Source organism: Pseudomonas sp. MPC6, assembly GCF_006094435.1.
Taxonomy (GTDB): Bacteria; Pseudomonadota; Gammaproteobacteria; order Pseudomonadales; family Pseudomonadaceae; genus Aquipseudomonas.
In genome coordinates this window covers 2,159,462-2,176,266 of record NZ_CP034783.1, presented here as the reverse complement: position 1 = coordinate 2,176,266, position 16,805 = coordinate 2,159,462, and the positions used below count along the sequence as shown (strand labels likewise).

Genomic DNA, 16,805 nt, shown 5'->3' with positions numbered 1-16,805 from the left:
GACTCAGGTCCGCCGGCTTGCGCGCTGACTGCGATAAGTATCAAGCACCACCGCCACCACGATGACCGCGCCGGTGATGATGCGTTTGGTTGGTTCGGTCGCGCCGATCTGCGCCAGGCCGGCGGCCAGTACCGAAATGATCAGTACGCCGAAGAAGGTACTGATGACCGAACCGCGGCCGCCCATCAGGCTGGTGCCGCCGATCACCACCGCGGCGATCACTTGCAGCTCCAGGCCGGAGCCGGCATTCGGGTCCGCCGCTTCCAGCCGGGAGATCTGAAACAGCGCGGCGACACCGGCCAGCAGCCCCATCAGGCTGAACACGAGGATCTTGTAGGGTTTGGGATTGATCCCGGCCAGGCGCACCGCCTCTTCGTTGGTGCCGATGCCGATCAGGTAGCGACCGAACACGGTACGGGTCAGCACGGCCTGGGCAATGACGATGATCAGCAAGGCGATAATGAACGACGGCGAAATGCCAAAGACGATCGGGTTGGACAGCCAGGCGAAGGCGTCACCGATGTAGGCCGTGCGCGAGCCGGTCATCTGATACGCCACGCCACGGGCCATTTCCAGCACGCCCAGGGACACGATGAACGACGGGATCCGCCAGGCGACGGTGATCGAACCGGTAATGGTTCCCGCCAACGCCGCGGCGCCCATCCCCAACAGCGCCGCCGGCAATACGCTCCAGCCCCAGCCGAGAATCGCCACGCTGACCGTCGATGCCGCGAGCGCCAGCACCGAACCGACCGAGAGGTCGATGCCGCCGATGATCAACACGAACGTCATGCCAACCGCCAGCACCATCAGGTCCGGGATCTGGTTGGCCAGGGTACTGAAGGTGTCGTACGACAGAAAATGGCTGCTCAGGACCGAGAACAGCGCGATCATGGCCAGCAAGGCACCGGCCAGGCCCAGGTAGGTACCGAGGCCATAGAAGTTGCCACTGCGTTTGCCGGCGGACGTAGCAGTCGTCATGAAAGATCCCTCGGCGCTGCTTCGTTGAGCAGCGCATCACGTTTTTGATAGCCGGCGAATGCGGCGGCGAGCAAGTCATCCTGGGTCCAGCTGTCACGCTCGAACGTGTCGATCAGACGCCCCGCCGAGAGCACGCCGATGCGGTCGCAGATCAGCATCAGTTCGCGCAGGTCGCTGGACACCACCACCAGCGCCTTGCCCTGACGGGTCAACTCGCCGAGCAAGGCATAGATGTCGAACTTGGCGCCGACGTCGATGCCGCGGGTCGGCTCATCGAACAGCATCACCGAGCAGTCGCGCTCCAGCCAGCGACCGATCACGACTTTCTGCTGGTTGCCGCCGGACAACTCGGAGACCAACTGGGTGGGACTGGAACTGCGGATGTGCATGGCGTCGATCTGACGCTGGGCCAGGGCGATCTCGTCAGTGTTTTTGACGAAGCCGCCGCTGGAAATCACCGGCATATTGCCCAGGGCGATATTGGCGCTGATCGATTGGGTCAGCAGCAGGCCTTCGCCCTTGCGGTCTTCGGTGATCAGGGCGATGCCGTGACCGACCGCATCCGCCGGCGAACGGATACTGACGACCCGCGCCGGCGAGCCCAGTGCCACGCTGCCGCTGTCCGGCGTATCAGCGCCGAAGATCAGGCGCAGCAACTCGGTGCGCCCTGCCCCGATCAAACCGGAAATCCCGTAGATCTCGCCGGCCCGCACTTCGAAGGACACGTCGCGAACCTTGTCGGAACGGGTCAGGCCGGTGACCGTCAACGCTGGCGCGCCGATCTGGCGCGGGCCCATGTCGATCTGTTCGCCGAGTTCACGACCGACCATCAAGGTAACCAGCTGCTCACTGTTGTAATTGGCCATCGGCTCGACGCAGACCAGGTTGCCGTCGCGCAATACCGCGATGCGCTGGGCGACCCGTGCCAGTTCTTCGAGGCGATGGGAAATGTAGATGATCGAGACGCCGCGCGCCTGCAGGCGGGTGATCTGCTCGAACAGCATTTCGACTTCGCGGGCGGTGAGCATCGCGGTCGGCTCGTCGAGAATCAGCACATGGCAGTCGCCGATCAGGTTGCGCGCGATCTCGACCATTTGCTGGTGGCCGATGCCGAGTTCGCCGACCAGGGTGTCGGGGTCGATGGCGTCGAGCCCGACCTGGGCCATGGCCGCGATCGCCGCCTTGCGCAATTGCTTGCGGCTGATCCAGCCACCCTGGCTGGGCAGATTGTGCAGAAACAGGTTTTCCGCCACCGACAGGGTCGGCAGCAGATTGAGCTCCTGCATGACCATGCGGATGCCCAGGTCTTCGGCCTGGGTCCGGCTGCCGGGGCGATAATCCTGGCCCTGAAACTGCATCTGGCCGGTGGTCGGCGCCACCAGCCCGCCAATGATTTTCGACAGCGTGCTTTTGCCGGCGCCGTTCTCGCCGGTCAGGGCCAGCACTTCACCGCGCAGCAGCGTCAGGTCGATGCCGGTCAGGACCGGTTGCGCGTAAGTCTTGCCGATGCCGCTGACCGAGAGGACAGCGTTCGGGGCGAAAACTGACATAAAACTCTCCATGTGCCCGCCCGGATGGGCGAGCACAGTTTGTGGCGCCAGAAGGACTACTGGGTCACCAGCTCTACCGGCGTTTCAATGACGCCATTGACGCCGCTGTCGACTTTCTCACCCTTGATGATCTTCAGCGCGGTCTCGATGCCGAACACCGCCTGCCTGGCCGCGAACTGGTCGGCGGTGGCCAGCACGCGACCGTCCTTGAGCATGGGCTTGATGGCGTTGATGTTGTCGTAGCCGACCACTTGTACCTTGCCGGCCTTGCCGGCGGCACGCACGGCAGACACCGCGCCGACGGCCATGCTGTCGTTGCCCGCCAGCAAGGCCTTGATGTTCGGGTATTCGCTGAGCATGGAGGCGGCAACCTGGTTGCCCTTGTTGATTTCCCAATCACCGGACTGCAAGGAGACGACCTTGATCTGCGCCGCGTCCATCGCATCCTTGAAGCCTGCGGTGCGGGCCTGGGCGTTGGTCGTGGTGGAGACACCTTCGATGATGCCGACTTCGTCACCGGCCTTCAGCTGTTTCGCCAGGTACTCACCCACCAGGCGCGCGCCTTTGCGGTTATCCGGGCCTACGAACGGCACCGTGATGTTTTTGCTTTTGACCACCGCCGGGTCCAGCTGATTATCGATGTTGACCACGGTGATGCCGGCATCCATCGCTTTCTTGATCACCGGCACCATGGCTTTGGAGTCCGCTGGCGCGATGACCAGCGCATTGACCCTGGACACGATCATCTGCTCGACGATCCGGATCTGGTTCGCCGTATCCGTTTCGTCCTTGATGCCATTGGAGATCAGCTCGAACTCGCCGGAATGGTCTTTCTGGTAGGCCTTGGCGCCGTCTTCCATGGTCAGGAAGAATTCGTTGGCCAGGGATTTCATGACCAGTGCGACTTTAGGTTTTTCAGCGGTTTCGGCGAACGCCGAAGAGACAGGCAACGCGGCGGATGCGGCAGCCAGCATAGCGACAGCAAGAAGACGTCCAGCGAATGGCAGCTTCATGGTTTCACTCCGATCTTATGATTATGGTGAGCAACGCTTGCACTGGCACAGGGTCATCGCGCTCGCCGCTGATCAAGCCATCGGCAGTGCGGCGCAAACGTTTGCGTTAACCGGACTATGCGAATGCTGCCGACATTTGTCAACGACGGCCTAGCGCTGTTTGGTGATTTTGCATGGCAGAGACAGGCATTCTGGTAAATCGGCAATGCCAACCGGGGTCGGGCGCTCGGAGAGCCGAACACGAATGCCACAGCCGTTCGGAAATCCGGACGACCCAATGCTGGCTAGTTTAAAAATGTTTAAAAATTAATGATAAAAATCATTAGGTTACGAGTTATTACCGATACAAGGCATGTCTGGTATGAATCCTGCTCCCTCTGGTAAACCCCAGCGTTCAGCTCGCCTTGGGGCGTATCTAGATGAACCTGCATCAGCACCGTCTGACTACAAGAGAGAAAAATAATGACATCTGTTTTCAAGACCTTGGTCCCGGGCGCCCTGGCCCTCCTGCTACTCCTGCCCACCGCCCTTCAGGCGAAAGAAGAAGCGCAGACCCAACAGAAACTGGCCAACGTGGTGATCCTGGCCACGGGCGGCACCATTGCCGGCGCCGGTGCCAGCGCAGCCAATAGCGCGACCTACCAGGCGGCGAAAGTCGGCATCGAACAATTGATCGCCGGGGTCCCGGAGCTGAGCCAGCTGGCCAACGTTCGAGGCGAACAGGTCATGCAGATCGCCTCCGAAAGCATCACCAACGACAACCTGCTGCAACTGGGCCGGCGTGTCGCTGAGCTGGCCGACAGCAACGACGTCGATGGCATCGTCATCACCCACGGCACCGACACCCTGGAAGAAACCGCCTACTTCCTGAACCTGGTGGAAAAAACCGACAAGCCGATCATCGTCGTCGGCTCCATGCGCCCGGGCACCGCAATGTCTGCCGACGGCATGCTCAACCTGTACAACGCCGTGGCCGTGGCCAGCAGCAAGGAAGCGCGAGGCAAAGGCGTACTGGTGACCATGAACGACGAAATCCAGTCGGGTCGCGACGTCAGCAAGATGATCAACATCAAGACCGAAGCGTTTAAAAGCGCCTGGGGCCCACTGGGCATGGTCGTGGAAGGCAAATCCTACTGGTTCCGCCTGCCGGCCAAGCGCCACACCATGGATTCGGAATTCGACATCAAAACCATCGAGAGCCTGCCGAACGTCGAAATCGCCTACTCCTACGGCAACGTCAGCGATACCGCCTACAAAGCCCTGGCGCAGTCGGGCGCCAAAGCCATCATCCACGCCGGCACCGGCAACGGCTCGGTCTCTTCGCGGGTGGTGCCAGCCCTGCAGGCCTTGCGCAAGGACGGCGTGCAGATCATCCGCTCCTCCCACGTCAACGCCGGCGGCTTCGTGCTGCGCAACGCCGAACAGCCTGACGACAAGTACGACTGGGTCGTGGCCCACGACCTGAACCCGCAGAAGGCTCGCATCCTGGCCATGGTCGCGCTGACCAAGACCAACGACAGCAAAGAGCTGCAACGGATGTTCTGGGAATATTGATGCGCCCTCGCCCGACCGGTTCCGGTCGGGCATCGCTCACCACTCGCCCTTTTGGCGAGTGGTTTGACCCCAATAAAAATCTCCGCCGTCCTACATCAAAAGCGAAAAACCGCTGTCAGAGAGAATTTCTTGAATTTTAAGTAGTTGCGAAAATGCCTACAGTTAAATACTGTATGCACGTACAGCTTAATAAGGATAATCCTGTGGCCTCTACCCCTGTTTCTCCCGACACCTATGTACGCATGGGTCTTCGCGTGCAGAAAATCATCAACTCCCCCTCCGCGCAAAAAGCCAAAGCCGCCTTGATCTTCCGTCTGCCGGACGAACCCGTGGACGAGTGGGAACAGCTGCTCGAAGAAATCGATGAGAACGACAACGTCACCCTCGCTTATCGCGACGATGGCGGCGTGCAGATTTTCTGGGTTGTGCCGAAGGAAGATTGAGTCGATGAGTGTCCGCTGGTTTGCTTTGCTGTTTCTGTTGATCACCCTTGGCGCCCAGGCGGGCGCCCCACGCACCTTCAGCGAAGCCAAGAAAGTCGCCTGGAAGTTGTACGCCCCGCAATCCACCGAGTTTTATTGCGGCTGCAAATACTCCGGCAACAAGGTCAATCTCGCGGCCTGCGGATATGTCCCGCGCAAAAACGCCAAGCGTGCGTCCCGCATCGAGTGGGAACACATTGTCCCGGCCTGGCAGATCGGCCATCAGCGTCAGTGCTGGCAAGAAGGCGGGCGCAAGAACTGCACGCGCTACGATCCGGTCTACCAGAAGGCCGAGGCCGACCTGCATAACCTGGTGCCGAGCATCGGAGAGGTGAACGGCGATCGCAGCAATTTCAGTTTCGGCTGGCTGCCGGTGCAAACCGGTCAATACGGTTCGTGCCTGACCCAGGTCGACTTCAAGGCGAAGAAGGTCATGCCCCGCCCTTCCATTCGCGGCATGATCGCCCGGACGTACTTCTACATGAGCAAGCAGTATGGTTTGCGCCTGTCGAAACAGGATCGGCAACTGTACGAAGCCTGGAACAAAACCTATCCGGTCGAGGCCTGGGAACGTCAGCGCAACCAGAGCGTGGGCTGCGTGATGGGGCGCGGCAACGAGTTTGTCGGCCCGGTGGATATGAAGGCGTGCGGTTAAGCGTTCGGTGCTGGCGCTGTAGGAGCAAGCTTGCTCGCGATGGACGTCAACGATGACGCATATCGTCTGAATGAACGCGTCGCCCTTGAGGCCTTCGCGAGCAAGCTCGCTCCTTACAGGGGGGCAGCGTCCTACAGGGGCGCTGTGTGTTCGACGACCAGCAATTCGATGTTCTGTTTTTTCGCCCGGGTGAGCGCCGCGGCTACTTCAGCCTGCTTGGCCTCGGCCTCGGCCCTGGAATTGAATGGCCCGAGCAGAATCCGCGTCTTGCCATTTTCCTTGACGACACTGGATACGAAACTATGCTCGATCAGCCAGCCGCTGAGGTCGCTGACAGCCTGGGTTATTTCGCCTCGCACCTCCAGATCCCACTGGGGTGCAGAGGCCGCCACCGGTGCGGTCGCCGCTGTTGTCTGCGGCTTTGGCACGTCAGGACGCTTGCCCTCACCGCATCCCGCCAGTGCCAGTACCGCGATTACCAAGACCATTTTGCGCACAACGCTTCCCTCTGGATGCCTAAAGCGCAGATTTTAGCATCCATGAATACTTCCCGAGTGCCGCAAAATCGACTCAAAACAACGAGAATCATGGTTGCGGCCTCTGTATAGTTACACCTTGGGAATTAATGCAGCATCTGCGCGTCAGAAAGAGGCACCCAAACTTTGAGACTTCGCACTAATCTATATAGACCACCGACCTCTGCACTGTCCGAATCAGGTGCCCCACAAAGCAATCAAGGAGAAGACCATGCTGATACTCACCCGCAAAGTCGGTGAAAGCATAAACATTGGTGATGACATTACGATCACCATCCTGGGCGTTAGCGGCCAGCAAGTCAGGATCGGCATCAACGCTCCGAAAGACGTTGCCGTGCACCGCGAAGAAATTTATCAGCGTATCCAGGCTGGCCTGACCGCCCCGGACAAGCCACAGTCCTGAGTCCTGCTGTAGTCGGTAGCCAGCCCGTTCACCCCGGAACCATGGCTGGCTAGAGATTCATGCCTCGCATCGCCTTTCATTTCTCACATCCTTCTCGATGACCATGGCACCTACGGGCGATGCAGTCGAGAACGTGAAGCCGATCCTGTTTCATACCCTGAATACCAGACGCCTCGGGCTCACCCCGAACAAACGCGCCCTGGCGTTCGGTTAACCAAAGGTCACGCCCCGCGCCATACCCGTGGCCGCCACCACCATCAGCAACACCAGCATCGCTTCGATATGACTGATCCGAGCAAACAGCTGCGCACGGCCGGTATCGATCGCCGCGCCTCGCGCCCGCGCCCTGCGCCATTTGATCAGCGTCACCATCGGTGCGACTTCCAGCAACAGAATAAGCACGAAAAATGTCATTTTGAGGTGGAACAACGGCTGATGAAGATAATAATCAGCGCCCTTCTCGTACCCGCCAAAGGCGCGCATCCCACCGGTGACCAACAGCACGGCGGCCGAGAGACCCCACAGATTGTCCGCGATCAATACACTGCGAGCCTCCCCGGCCCCGGCAACCAGGCGTCGAAGCGCCGTGCCACGGGAGAGCACCGCCCAGAAGCCCAGGGCAAACGCCAAGAGATGAACCGCCGCCAGAACCCAGTGAGCCAGCATCGAAGTACTCCTGTCTGGACGAAATGAATCAGCCTTTCAGTAGTAGCGCATGTCATGAGGGCGTGCATCGCGCAGCAAGTTCATCAAGCGCTCATAGCGTCAATCTGCCGGCGGATCGCGGCTAGACTCCACCCCACAAGCGCTGTCAGCTCGTCGCTGCACCAGTGCTTGATGCGAAGTCGTTCCCACCCCAACTGACCCGAGTACACAAGATCATGTGTGAATCATGTGATTCAAACGCTATGCAAATCGCGAGTGGTCGTCGTAGGTTTCTTCGGCTGGCCGGTCTGGGCGCAGGCGCCCTGCTACTGGCCGGCGCACTGCCCGACAAGGTCGCCCGGGCTGCCGAGAAAACCGCCCCTCCCCCCAAACCGCAAAACTCGATCAGCCCCGACAATGCCCTGAAAAGGCTGATGGAAGGCAATCAACGTTATGTTGCCGGCGATTCCAAGACCCATGACTTCAAGGATGAGCGAGAAGCCCTGGTCTCCGGCCAGAACCCGTTCGTGGCGGTATTGGGTTGCTCCGACTCGCGCATTGCCCCCGAGTATGCATTCGACACCGCCCGAGGCGATCTTTTCGCCATACGTGTCGCGGGCAACTTCGTCACGGACGAAGGGCTGGCCAGCCTCGAATACGCCGTCGCGGTGCTAGGCGCACCCTTGATCCTCGTACTCGGGCACGAAAGCTGCGGCGCCATCGACGCAGGCATCAAAGCCGTCAAGGATCGCACCGTGTTCCCTGGCCATATCCCGAAACTGACCGACGCACTCAAGCCCTCAATCGAGAAAGTGCTCAGTCAACCCGGGAGCCTTATGGAAAACGCCACCGTGCAAAACGTCAAAGACTCGGTGGAGCGCCTGAAACATGCCTCGCCCTTGCTGACCGATGCCCTGGGCAAAGGCTCGTTGAAGATAGTGGGCGGCGTCTATCGCCTGGCGAGCGGCACCGTAGACTTGATCACCTGAGTCGACACGCCGGACGCAAAGAGCCCAGCGCGATGGCTGGGCTCCGGTTATTTTCGGTTTTCCATCATCTTGTCGGCGAGGGCCTTGGCCCTTTCAATCAACAGGTTCTGCCTGTCCTCGTGCGTAGCGCCTCCGACAACGGGTGCCGTCAGGTTGCTTTCTGCAATCAACGCAGCGCAGAAGTACTGATCCCAGACAGTTCGGGCATCAGCGGCCTGTTTGTTGGTTTGATCGGCGATCATATGCGGCTCCTTTTGATGAGGTAGCCTGGCTAGTTTACGCCCGAATGGCCGATAGCCCGTGTTCCTGAACAAGAATCCGACCGATAAAAAAGGCCGGCTTCGATAGCTTGATGAGCGTCGATTTCCTCGCCGAGCAAGGCCTTGTCGAGGAAGTCTCTGCAGCCGCACTCAAGCGCGTCATCTCCTGGCAAATAGCCGAGGCGATGAAGCTGGAGACTGAGAGGATTTCGAAAGAGTCAGCCGAATATATTTCTTCAGAATTGAAATATCCGTAACACCCTGCCAAAAAACCGTTTTCAACAAAAATTGCATCTGTGACCTTGATGGGTTTGTCGCTCCCTTTAGTACTTCTAGTACTTCGGGGCACGCGTCATCGGCGTCGTTCAGGAGCTTCAGGTTGAATTTGCGCATGGCACATTCGCCCTCCTTTGCAGGTTGTGTTGCATGAGAGCCGCTCAGCCTGGCGCAAAGCCCGGCGGCCTCTATCCGGGACCATCGAGCGCAGCATCTCTGGCAGAAACCTGCCGACGAACGGTCTTGAAAGTCCCCCCTTCAAGCCTAAGCTCACGTCATGTCGCAACGACGTTGGGGCCCTGGAAAATCCCCATCCGGCTCGAAGGAGCCGATCTAAAAATAACAACTTCATAACTCAAGAGTTATTGCTTTTTGTGGGCTGAGAGAAAGAGGACTTTTCCAGAGCTTCCTTGGGGTAACAGATATGAAAAACATTATTTTAGCTGCTGCACTTGTCTCTTGTGCGGCACCGATCGCACTTGCCGATATAGGCGCTTTTGCTGGTTTGACTTATGCCTTTGGCGCCAATACCGGCATCGGTTTCACACTTCATGCAACTTCCAGCCGGGATGAAAATAGCGCCATCGCGTCGGCAGGTATCAGCTACTACCCCTTTGCCGTTACCCCAATGTTCGGGATCCCCGTGGGTGTCGGCTACCAAGGCAAAAATGTGGCGGCTATCGTCAGTTATGACCTCCTGATTAAACGATTCGCGATTGCCGGCGGTTACGCCAGCACCCGTGATGACGATGATTCCGATGGGGACTCGGCCAGCACCTCGTCACTCGGTTCATCTGGGGGGTCCCAGTCAGGAACGGGAACCGGTGGCGGGTCTGGCGGTGGATCGGGTGGTGGAACCGTAGGCGGCGGTGGTGGCGGTGGCGGTGGCGGTGGCGGTGGCGGTGGCACCATAGGTGGAGGCGGAGGATCAGTTGCAATTATTCAATAGCGGGAGAAGACAGGTGGTGACAAGGATCCGGCTATAGAGGGAGAATCGCAGAAACAGGACGCTCCCGTTGTTCACATTACCCGGCGTGAACCAACCCGATACTTTTTGAACGCTCTGTATGAATTCAAGCCAAACATTAAGGGCCCACCTTTCGGTGAGCCCTTCCAGACCGCCCGGTAGAGGCAAAAAAAGAACGGTTTTATTTTTCCGTTCCTTTCTGGAAAATCACCCCGCCCCCCTTTTTTACGCTTTTTTTCGCGCCCCCCCCTTTTTTCGTGCAGGCACTGCAAAAATTCTGACAATGACCAAGAAACGGCCGACAGACACCAGCACAGCAACCGCTGCTGAAATAGAGAGCGCCATCCAGGCCATGAATAAAATGGCTGAACGTCTTTGGGGAGAGGGTCGAGAGACCGAAGCGAAAGCCCTCCTCGATGCCCTGGATGCTCTGAACCGGGCACTGGACCGGATCAGAATCGGCGAAAGTCGCAGGGCCAAGACTCTTCATTGAAAGAGGTACAGCGGACGGAACGAGGGCTGATGGCATGGCGCACTCACTTCAATACCAGATAACCGAATCCGTTCGCGTCGTGGAGATCGAGGTGGGGAAGCTGCTGGATTTGGCAGCCATGCTCAAGGCCGCTGGGAATGACGACTTGGCAACGGCTGTCTCGAGCCAGGCGAACAAGCTTCTTGAAGCCGCGGTAGCACTGCGAATCGCGATGGCCAGCTGAAGTAATGGGCTCGAATGACAACTGACGCCAAGTGAAGGCGGGAAGGATCGTGCGCACTGCAGATTTTTTTGCCTGCTACGCTTTCCTCACTCAAAGGAGGAATCAGCCATGCCTACCCACGACCTCATCCCTTCGCTGATATTCAAGCTCAACGAAAACCAGCTCGCCATTGCGGAGTCCGTCGAGGCGCTCTCCTTCTGGATCGAGCAACTGCATGGCCCCGCCGAGGATGCCGTCAGGATCCGCAGCTCTCTGACCAAGCTCGATGAGAACCTGGAATTCATCACGCGTGGGGTCGCCGAACTGCTGAACGATCGGTGAATCGTTTCGAGCCTCAGCGCTGATGAGATTTTTCCATCGACAACAAAAAAGGGCTCACCTTTCGGTGAGCCCTTTCAGACCGCCCAGCAGAGCGGATTTTGTTTGGTAGGCGCGATTGGACTCGAACCAACGACCCCCACCATGTCAAGGTGGTGCTCTAACCAACTGAGCTACGTGCCTGCTGTGTGGCGGCATTCTACGGAATTCCCGAGGGGTGTCAACACCTTTTTTCGAGCTAACCCTATGAATATGCAAAATATTTAATTTTGCTGCTGCAAAGAAGAATTTTCGGTGGCTGGCGGCCGATTTTTAACTCGGGTAGGATCGATGCACTCGTAAAATATATTAAACAGAGGCTGCAGGATGGCGCACACACCCTACCCCGAGTCCTACTATGCCGCTTCGGCCAATGCGGTTCCGCCGCGCCCGGCCCTGCAGGATGACGTAGAGACTGATGTCTGTGTGATCGGCGCCGGTTACACCGGCCTGTCCTCTGCCCTGTTTCTGCTGGAAAACGGTTTCCGGGTGACGGTCCTGGAGGCGGCGAAGGTGGGTTTTGGCGCGTCGGGGCGCAATGGCGGGCAGATCGTCAACAGCTATAGCCGCGATATCGATGTGATCGAGCGCACTGTCGGGCCCAAGCAGGCTCAGTTGCTGGGGCAGATGGCGTTCGAGGGTGGACGGATCATTCGCGAGCGGGTTGCCAAATATAATATCCAGTGCGACCTGAAGGATGGCGGCGTGTTCGCGGCCATCACCGCCAAGCAGATGGAACACCTGGAAGCCCAGAAGCGCCTGTGGGAGCGTTTCGGTCACACCCAGCTGGAGTTGATGGATCAACGCCGGATCCGTGAAGTGGTGGCCTGCGATCAATACATCGGCGGCATGCTCGACATGAGTGGCGGGCACATTCATCCGCTGAACCTGGCGCTGGGCGAAGCCGCGGCCGTCGAGTCGCTGGGCGGCACTATTTATGAGCAGTCGCCGGCGGTGCGCATCGAGCGCGGGGCGAATCCGCGGGTGCATACGCCACAGGGCACCGTCAGGGCCAAGTTCATCATCGTTGCCGGCAACGCCTATCTGGGCAATCTGGTGCCGGAGCTGGCGGCCAAGTCGATGCCCTGCGGAACTCAGGTGATTACCACCGAGCCGCTGGGCGAGGAACTGGCCAGGGCCATGCTGCCGCAGGATTATTGCGTCGAAGACTGCAATTACCTGCTCGACTACTACCGCCTGAGTGGTGACAAGCGCCTGATTTTCGGCGGCGGCGTGGTGTATGGCGCGCGGGATCCGGCGAACATTGAAGCGATCATCCGGCCGAAGATGCTCAAGGCCTTTCCGCAGCTCAAGGACGTGAAGATCGATTACGCCTGGACCGGCAATTTCCTGCTGACCCTGTCGCGCCTGCCTCAGGTCGGACGTCTGGGCGACAACATTTACTACTCCCAGGGCTGTAGCGGCCATGGGGTGACCTATACGCACCTGGCGGGCAAGGTCCTGGCTGAAGCGTTGCGCGGCCAGGCGGAGCGCTTCGACGCGTTTGCCGACCTGCCGCATTATCCGTTTCCCGGTGGGCAGATGCTGCGGACACCGTTTGCGGCGTTGGGGGCGTGGTATTACGGGTTGCGCGACAAGTTCGGGTTCTGAACGACCGCCAAACCCCTGTGTAGGAGCCGGCTTGCCGGCGAAGGCGCCGTCATGGGCGCTGCAAGGCTCGAGGCCGCCTTCGCTGGCAAGCCAGCTCCTACAGGGATCAGCTGTGTATCGATGAATTGTGGTCAACGCCACACCCTGTAGGAGCCCGGCTTGCCGGCGAAGGCGTCGTCATGGGCGCTGCAAGGCTCGAGGCCGCCTTCGCTGGCAAGCCAGCTCCTACAGGGATCAGCGGTGTATCGATGAATTGTGGTCAACGCCACACCCTGTAGGAGCCCGGCTTGCCGGCGAAGGCGTCGTCATGGGCGCTGCAAGGCTCGAGGCCGCCTTCGCTGGCAAGCCAGCTCCTACAGGGATCAGCGGTGTATCGATGAATTGTGGTCAACGCCACACCCTGTAGGAGCCCGGCTTGCCGGCGAAGGCGTCGTCATGGGCGCTGCAAGGCTCGAGGCCGCCTTCGCTGGCAAGCCAGCTCCTACAGGGATCAGCGGTGTATCGATGGATTGTGGTCAACGCCGAACCCCTGTGTAGGAGCCGGCTTGCCGGCGAAGGCGTCGTCATGGGCGCTGCAAGGTTCGAGGCCGCCTTCGCTGGCAAGCCAGCTCCTACAGGGATCAGCGGTGTATCGATGAATTGTGGAAAACGCCACACCCTGTAGGAGCCCGGCTTGCCGGCGAAGGCGTCGTCATGGGCGCTGCAAGGCTCGAGGCCGCCTTCGCTGGCAAGCCAGCTCCTACAGGGATCAGCGGTGTATCGATGAATTGTGGAAAACGCCACACCCTGTAGGAGCCCGGCTTGCCGGCGAAGGCGTCGTCATGGGCGCTGCAAGGCTCGAGGCCGCCTTCGCTGGCAAGCCAGCTCCTACAGGGATCAGCGGTGTATCGATGGATTGTGGTCAACGCCAAACCCCTGTGTAGGAGCCGGCTTGCCGGCGAAGGCGTCGTCATGGGCGCTGCAAGGCTTGAGGCCGCCTTCGCTGGCAAGCCAGCTCCTACAGGGATCAGCGGTGTATCGATGAATTGTGGTCAACGCCACACCCTGTAGGAGCCCGGCTTGCCGGCGAAGGCGCCGTCATGGGCGCTGCAAGGCTCGAGGCCGCCTTCGCTGGCAAGCCAGCTCCTACAGGGATCAGCTGTGTATCGATGAATTGTGGTCAACGCCACACCCTGTAGGAGCCCGGCTTGCCGGCGAAGGCGTCGTCATGGGCGCTGCAAGGCTTGAGGCCGCCTTCGCTGGCAAGCCAGCTCCTACAGGGATCAGCGGTGTATCGATGGATTGTGGTCAACGCCGAACCCTGTAGGAGCTAGCTTGCTCGCGAAGGACGTTAACGATAACGCGTTCTTCCTGAATGAACGCGTCGCCCTTGAGGCCTTCGCGAGCAAGCTCGCTCCTACAAGGGCCAAGGGCAAACGGCGATTGCGGCGGTTTATGCAGGACGGCCGTGGAGCCGCTGGAGGAATTCCGCCCTGCGTCGCTGGTCCGTTTCCTCCTTGATCAACAGCTCGGGCAGCAGCTCGGCGGCCCGGCCGGGATCGAGGATGAACACGCCGTCATCGTCACCGATGGCCAGGTCTCCCGGCTGCACCCGAACCGCGCCGACCTGGATCGGCTGATTGACTTCTCCCTGTGCGCCGATGCCGCGCGTGGTGAATGCACTGACGTTCCGGCAAAACACTGGCAGGCCATGACGACGCAAAGCGCTGACGTCGGTGACGGCGCCCGACACCACCACCCCGGCCAGGCCTTTGATCAATCCCGCCAAGGTGCGCAGTTCGCCCCAGCAACCACATTCCTCGTCGCCCATGCATTCGATCACCAGCACGTCGCCTGGCTCGCTCAGCAACAGGGCCTCACGCAGAATGCTGCCATCGGGCGGGAAGACTTTGACGGTGACGACCTGGCCGACCATGCGGATGTCGTTGAACAACGGCTTGATCCCGCGCAGGAAACCACGGTCGGAAAAATGGCCGATGGTCGACGAAGGGATCGAACGGTAGGCGGCGAGCAGTTCCCGGCTGACGACTGGCTGGCGAGGGTTGATCTGAAAACTCATCGGCATTCCCCGGGCGTGACAATGGACTGGTTTGGCAGCTCCCGGCTGACGACCTGCTGGCGAGGGTTGATCTGAAAACTCATCGGCAATCCCCGGGCGTGACAATGGACTGGTCTGGCAGCTCCCGGCTGACGACCTGCTGACGACCTGCTGTCGCGAGGAAATCTGATCCCTCATCGGCATTTTTTCCCCGGGCGTAGCAATGGGCAGGTCGAGCAGTATTCGGCAGGCTCGGTGGCCAGGTAGTAGAAACAACAGGTGCGCCGAAAGCGAACGCTGCGTTGGCCGTCGTCGACCAGTGTCGGCGGTCGGCGGAAATGGCTCAGCGGGTTGTAGTCGAGGCCGAACAGCGCAGGCTCGGCCTGAGTCAGCAACCATTGGAAGTCCGCTTCGCAGCGTTCGCGCACCGACGGATCGTCGATTTTTGCCATGCGTTTTTCATACAACGAATACACGCGTACCGCGGTGTTCTCCCAGAGGATGCGCCGGGTAACGCCGGTGACCCGGTTGAAGGTTTGCCACAGCGGTTTCAACAGCCCGGCAAACAGCGCCTGCACCACGGCTTCCCGCCAGGCCTCGCGCTCGTTCACCCCATAGGTCAGCGGCTGGCCGTGATGCAGCGGCAGCGACGACGTCCACAGCCCGTCATCGTGGCCGTACTCGATCACCGTGTTGTCCAGAGACAGCAACAGCCCCTTGTCATACACCGACATCGCATACAGGCAGGCACCGGTCGCCAGGAACGATAAGCGCTTGCCCAGCAGCGAGGCAGTGATCGCCCGGGTCGGCGAGCCGATCACCGGGCCCAGGGCGTCCAGCAGTTGCTCGCACACCGCCTCCTGCAACAAGTCCCGGGCCATCAGCGAGCGTAACGGGTCGCGCGCTTCAATGTCTTTGAGCCGCAATCCAGCGGACAACACGGCCCACTCTGGCGCCGTGAAATAACCCGCCAGACTCATTGCGGCAGTTCCCGACCGAACGGGATGCACATCGGCGTACCGAAGAACGGGTCAGGAATGATTCGACAGTTGAGGTCGAACACGGTCTTGACCAGCGCCTGGGTCAAGACGTCCTCGGGCCGGCCCTGGGCGAAGGCCGTTCGTTCATGCACCGCGACCATGTGATCGGCATACCGACAGGCCAGGTTGAGGTCGTGCAGCACCATGATGATGGTTTTGTTCTCGAGCCGGTTGAGGTCGCGCAGCAGGTCCAGGACCTCGATCTGGTGCGCCAGGTCGAGAAAGGTCGTCGGCTCGTCCAGCAGCACGATGCCGGTGTCCTGGGCCAGGGTCATGGCGATCCACGCCCGCTGGCGCTGCCCGCCGGACAAGGCATCCACCGGGCGATCGGCCAGCGCCTGCAGGCTGGTCTGCTCCAGCGCGCGATTGACCATGGCTTCATCCTCGACCGACCACTGCTGCATCCAGCTCTGATACGGGTATCGGCCCAGGGCCACGAGCTGGCGCACGGTAATGCCCTCCGGCGCGGTCGGGGTCTGGGGCAGGATGGCCAGCTCACGCGCCACCGCCGCCGTGGATTTTTGCTGGATATCCACGCCGTTGAGAATCACCGAGCCTTGCTGCGGTTTCAGCAGCCGGGCGAAGGATTTGAGCAGGGTGCTTTTGCCGCAGCCGTTACTGCCGATCAGCACCGAGATCTTGCCCTTGGGCAGTTGCATGTCCAGTGCGTCAATAATTACCTGGCGCTGATAGCTCAGGGTCAGGCCGCGACTTGCAATCGACGTCATGCGT

Annotated in this window: 20 protein-coding genes and 1 tRNA gene; 11 read left to right on the top strand and 10 right to left on the bottom strand. The window is 60.1% G+C overall.

Annotation, left to right across the window (positions count from 1 at the left end; genetic code table 11):
• Positions 1-3 precede the first annotated feature (3 nt).
• Genes ELQ88_RS12255 through ELQ88_RS12245 form a run of 3 tightly spaced genes read right to left on the bottom strand, consistent with a single transcriptional unit; the run spans position 4 to position 3,544 of the window.
• Complete coding sequence (locus tag ELQ88_RS12255) at positions 4-981, bottom strand: ABC transporter permease (RefSeq protein ID WP_138965281.1); 978 nt, start codon at positions 979-981, stop codon at positions 4-6.
• Entirely contained in the window at positions 978-2,531 is a 1,554-nt protein-coding gene (locus tag ELQ88_RS12250; RefSeq protein WP_138965279.1) for a sugar ABC transporter ATP-binding protein, read from the bottom strand. The genes ELQ88_RS12255 and ELQ88_RS12250 overlap by 4 nt, the downstream gene beginning before the upstream one ends.
• A gap of 56 nt (positions 2,532-2,587) precedes the next feature.
• Positions 2,588-3,544 (bottom strand): sugar ABC transporter substrate-binding protein, encoded by a 957-nt coding sequence (locus tag ELQ88_RS12245; RefSeq protein WP_138965277.1) that lies wholly within the window; start codon positions 3,542-3,544, stop codon positions 2,588-2,590.
• A 462-nt stretch (positions 3,545-4,006) separates the two neighbouring features.
• On the opposite strand from ELQ88_RS12245, the gene ELQ88_RS12240 reads away from it, so the two are divergent.
• The 3 genes from ELQ88_RS12240 (at position 4,007) to ELQ88_RS12230 (ending at position 6,235) form a co-directional block, all read left to right on the top strand.
• Complete coding sequence (locus ELQ88_RS12240) at positions 4,007-5,098, top strand: asparaginase (RefSeq protein ID WP_128870611.1); 1,092 nt, start codon at positions 4,007-4,009, stop codon at positions 5,096-5,098.
• A gap of 152 nt (positions 5,099-5,250) precedes the next feature.
• Positions 5,251-5,541 (top strand): DUF1654 domain-containing protein, encoded by a 291-nt coding sequence (locus ELQ88_RS12235; RefSeq protein WP_128870612.1) that lies wholly within the window; start codon positions 5,251-5,253, stop codon positions 5,539-5,541.
• Between the two features lie 4 nt (positions 5,542-5,545).
• Positions 5,546-6,235, top strand: coding sequence for an endonuclease I family protein (locus ELQ88_RS12230; RefSeq protein ID WP_128870613.1), 690 nt, complete (start codon positions 5,546-5,548; stop codon positions 6,233-6,235).
• Positions 6,236-6,366: 131 nt separating this feature from the next.
• Here the strand turns inward: ELQ88_RS12230 and ELQ88_RS12225 are convergent, their stop codons facing one another.
• Positions 6,367-6,732: an SPOR domain-containing protein gene (locus ELQ88_RS12225; RefSeq protein ID WP_128870614.1), complete on the bottom strand. Its 366-nt coding sequence runs from the start codon at positions 6,730-6,732 to the stop codon at positions 6,367-6,369.
• Between the two features lie 250 nt (positions 6,733-6,982).
• Here ELQ88_RS12225 and csrA point away from each other — a divergent pair, with 250 nt between their 5' ends.
• Entirely contained in the window at positions 6,983-7,174 is a 192-nt protein-coding gene (csrA, locus tag ELQ88_RS12220; protein WP_008028241.1) for a carbon storage regulator CsrA, read from the top strand.
• A gap of 210 nt (positions 7,175-7,384) precedes the next feature.
• On the opposite strand, the gene ELQ88_RS12215 is transcribed toward csrA, so the two are convergent.
• Complete coding sequence (locus tag ELQ88_RS12215) at positions 7,385-7,840, bottom strand: DUF2214 family protein (RefSeq protein WP_138965275.1); 456 nt, start codon at positions 7,838-7,840, stop codon at positions 7,385-7,387.
• Between the two features lie 215 nt (positions 7,841-8,055).
• Between ELQ88_RS12215 and ELQ88_RS12210 the strand changes: the two genes are divergently transcribed.
• Entirely contained in the window at positions 8,056-8,808 is a 753-nt protein-coding gene (locus ELQ88_RS12210) for a carbonic anhydrase (RefSeq protein ID WP_128870616.1), read from the top strand.
• Positions 8,809-8,855: 47 nt separating this feature from the next.
• Here ELQ88_RS12210 and ELQ88_RS12205 read toward each other — a convergent pair whose 3' ends face one another.
• Entirely contained in the window at positions 8,856-9,050 is a 195-nt protein-coding gene (locus ELQ88_RS12205; RefSeq protein WP_138965272.1) for a hypothetical protein, read from the bottom strand.
• A gap of 110 nt (positions 9,051-9,160) precedes the next feature.
• Between ELQ88_RS12205 and ELQ88_RS34095 the strand changes: the two genes are divergently transcribed.
• From ELQ88_RS34095 to ELQ88_RS12185, 5 genes are all read left to right on the top strand, one after another.
• Positions 9,161-9,325, top strand: coding sequence for a hypothetical protein (locus ELQ88_RS34095; RefSeq protein ID WP_161599956.1), 165 nt, complete (start codon positions 9,161-9,163; stop codon positions 9,323-9,325).
• Positions 9,326-9,768: 443 nt separating this feature from the next.
• A complete protein-coding gene (locus ELQ88_RS34305; protein ID WP_178084684.1) occupies positions 9,769-10,293 on the top strand; it encodes a hypothetical protein in 525 nt (174 codons plus the stop codon).
• Positions 10,294-10,594: 301 nt separating this feature from the next.
• The gene (locus ELQ88_RS34610; RefSeq protein WP_128870619.1) at positions 10,595-10,804 is read left to right on the top strand and encodes a hypothetical protein; all 210 of its coding nucleotides are present in this window, start codon (positions 10,595-10,597) and stop codon (positions 10,802-10,804) included.
• Between the two features lie 34 nt (positions 10,805-10,838).
• Positions 10,839-11,027, top strand: a complete 189-nt coding sequence (locus ELQ88_RS12190) for a hypothetical protein (RefSeq protein WP_128870620.1) — start codon at positions 10,839-10,841, stop codon at positions 11,025-11,027.
• Between the two features lie 108 nt (positions 11,028-11,135).
• Positions 11,136-11,348: a hypothetical protein gene (locus ELQ88_RS12185; protein WP_128870621.1), complete on the top strand. Its 213-nt coding sequence runs from the start codon at positions 11,136-11,138 to the stop codon at positions 11,346-11,348.
• Positions 11,349-11,451: 103 nt separating this feature from the next.
• Here ELQ88_RS12185 and ELQ88_RS12180 read toward each other — a convergent pair.
• A tRNA-Val gene (locus ELQ88_RS12180) sits at positions 11,452-11,528 on the bottom strand.
• Positions 11,529-11,711: 183 nt separating this feature from the next.
• Between ELQ88_RS12180 and ELQ88_RS12175 the strand changes: the two genes are divergently transcribed.
• Entirely contained in the window at positions 11,712-12,995 is a 1,284-nt protein-coding gene (locus tag ELQ88_RS12175; RefSeq protein WP_138965270.1) for an FAD-binding oxidoreductase, read from the top strand.
• A gap of 1,432 nt (positions 12,996-14,427) precedes the next feature.
• Here ELQ88_RS12175 and ELQ88_RS12165 read toward each other — a convergent pair.
• From ELQ88_RS12165 to ELQ88_RS12155, 3 genes are all read right to left on the bottom strand, one after another.
• Entirely contained in the window at positions 14,428-15,060 is a 633-nt protein-coding gene (locus tag ELQ88_RS12165; RefSeq protein ID WP_168187319.1) for an RraA family protein, read from the bottom strand.
• Positions 15,061-15,227: 167 nt separating this feature from the next.
• Positions 15,228-16,013 carry an IucA/IucC family C-terminal-domain containing protein gene (locus tag ELQ88_RS12160; RefSeq protein ID WP_138965266.1) on the bottom strand — a complete coding sequence of 262 codons (786 nt, stop codon included), beginning with the start codon at positions 16,011-16,013 and terminating at the stop codon, positions 15,228-15,230.
• Positions 16,010-16,801 carry an ABC transporter ATP-binding protein gene (locus tag ELQ88_RS12155; RefSeq protein WP_128870248.1) on the bottom strand — a complete coding sequence of 264 codons (792 nt, stop codon included), beginning with the start codon at positions 16,799-16,801 and terminating at the stop codon, positions 16,010-16,012. Before ELQ88_RS12155 ends, ELQ88_RS12160 begins: the two co-directional genes overlap by 4 nt.
• Between the last annotated feature and the right edge of the window lie 4 nt (positions 16,802-16,805).

Bases quoted from the DNA above. Each gene is read 5' to 3' on its own strand.
- ELQ88_RS12160 (WP_138965266.1), bottom strand. From the start codon at position 16,013: ATGAGTCTGGCGGGTTATTTCACGGCGCCAGAGTGGGCCGTGTTGTCC.
- ELQ88_RS12210 (WP_128870616.1), top strand. From the start codon at position 8,056: ATGTGTGAATCATGTGATTCAAACGCTATGCAAATCGCGAGTGGTCGT.
- ELQ88_RS12185 (WP_128870621.1), top strand. From the start codon at position 11,136: ATGCCTACCCACGACCTCATCCCTTCGCTGATATTCAAGCTCAACGAA.
- ELQ88_RS12155 (WP_128870248.1), bottom strand. From the start codon at position 16,801: ATGACGTCGATTGCAAGTCGCGGCCTGACCCTGAGCTATCAGCGCCAG.
- ELQ88_RS12250 (WP_138965279.1), bottom strand. From the start codon at position 2,531: ATGTCAGTTTTCGCCCCGAACGCTGTCCTCTCGGTCAGCGGCATCGGC.
- ELQ88_RS12205 (WP_138965272.1), bottom strand. From the start codon at position 9,050: ATGATCGCCGATCAAACCAACAAACAGGCCGCTGATGCCCGAACTGTC.
- ELQ88_RS12245 (WP_138965277.1), bottom strand. From the start codon at position 3,544: ATGAAGCTGCCATTCGCTGGACGTCTTCTTGCTGTCGCTATGCTGGCT.
- ELQ88_RS12165 (WP_168187319.1), bottom strand. From the start codon at position 15,060: ATGCCGATGAGTTTTCAGATCAACCCTCGCCAGCCAGTCGTCAGCCGG.
- ELQ88_RS12215 (WP_138965275.1), bottom strand. From the start codon at position 7,840: ATGCTGGCTCACTGGGTTCTGGCGGCGGTTCATCTCTTGGCGTTTGCC.
- ELQ88_RS12230 (WP_128870613.1), top strand. From the start codon at position 5,546: ATGAGTGTCCGCTGGTTTGCTTTGCTGTTTCTGTTGATCACCCTTGGC.
- ELQ88_RS34610 (WP_128870619.1), top strand. From the start codon at position 10,595: ATGACCAAGAAACGGCCGACAGACACCAGCACAGCAACCGCTGCTGAA.
- ELQ88_RS12190 (WP_128870620.1), top strand. From the start codon at position 10,839: ATGGCGCACTCACTTCAATACCAGATAACCGAATCCGTTCGCGTCGTG.
- ELQ88_RS34095 (WP_161599956.1), top strand. From the start codon at position 9,161: ATGAGCGTCGATTTCCTCGCCGAGCAAGGCCTTGTCGAGGAAGTCTCT.
- csrA (WP_008028241.1), top strand. From the start codon at position 6,983: ATGCTGATACTCACCCGCAAAGTCGGTGAAAGCATAAACATTGGTGAT.
- ELQ88_RS12240 (WP_128870611.1), top strand. From the start codon at position 4,007: ATGACATCTGTTTTCAAGACCTTGGTCCCGGGCGCCCTGGCCCTCCTG.
- ELQ88_RS34305 (WP_178084684.1), top strand. From the start codon at position 9,769: ATGAAAAACATTATTTTAGCTGCTGCACTTGTCTCTTGTGCGGCACCG.
- ELQ88_RS12255 (WP_138965281.1), bottom strand. From the start codon at position 981: ATGACGACTGCTACGTCCGCCGGCAAACGCAGTGGCAACTTCTATGGC.
- ELQ88_RS12235 (WP_128870612.1), top strand. From the start codon at position 5,251: ATGCCTACAGTTAAATACTGTATGCACGTACAGCTTAATAAGGATAAT.
- ELQ88_RS12175 (WP_138965270.1), top strand. From the start codon at position 11,712: ATGGCGCACACACCCTACCCCGAGTCCTACTATGCCGCTTCGGCCAAT.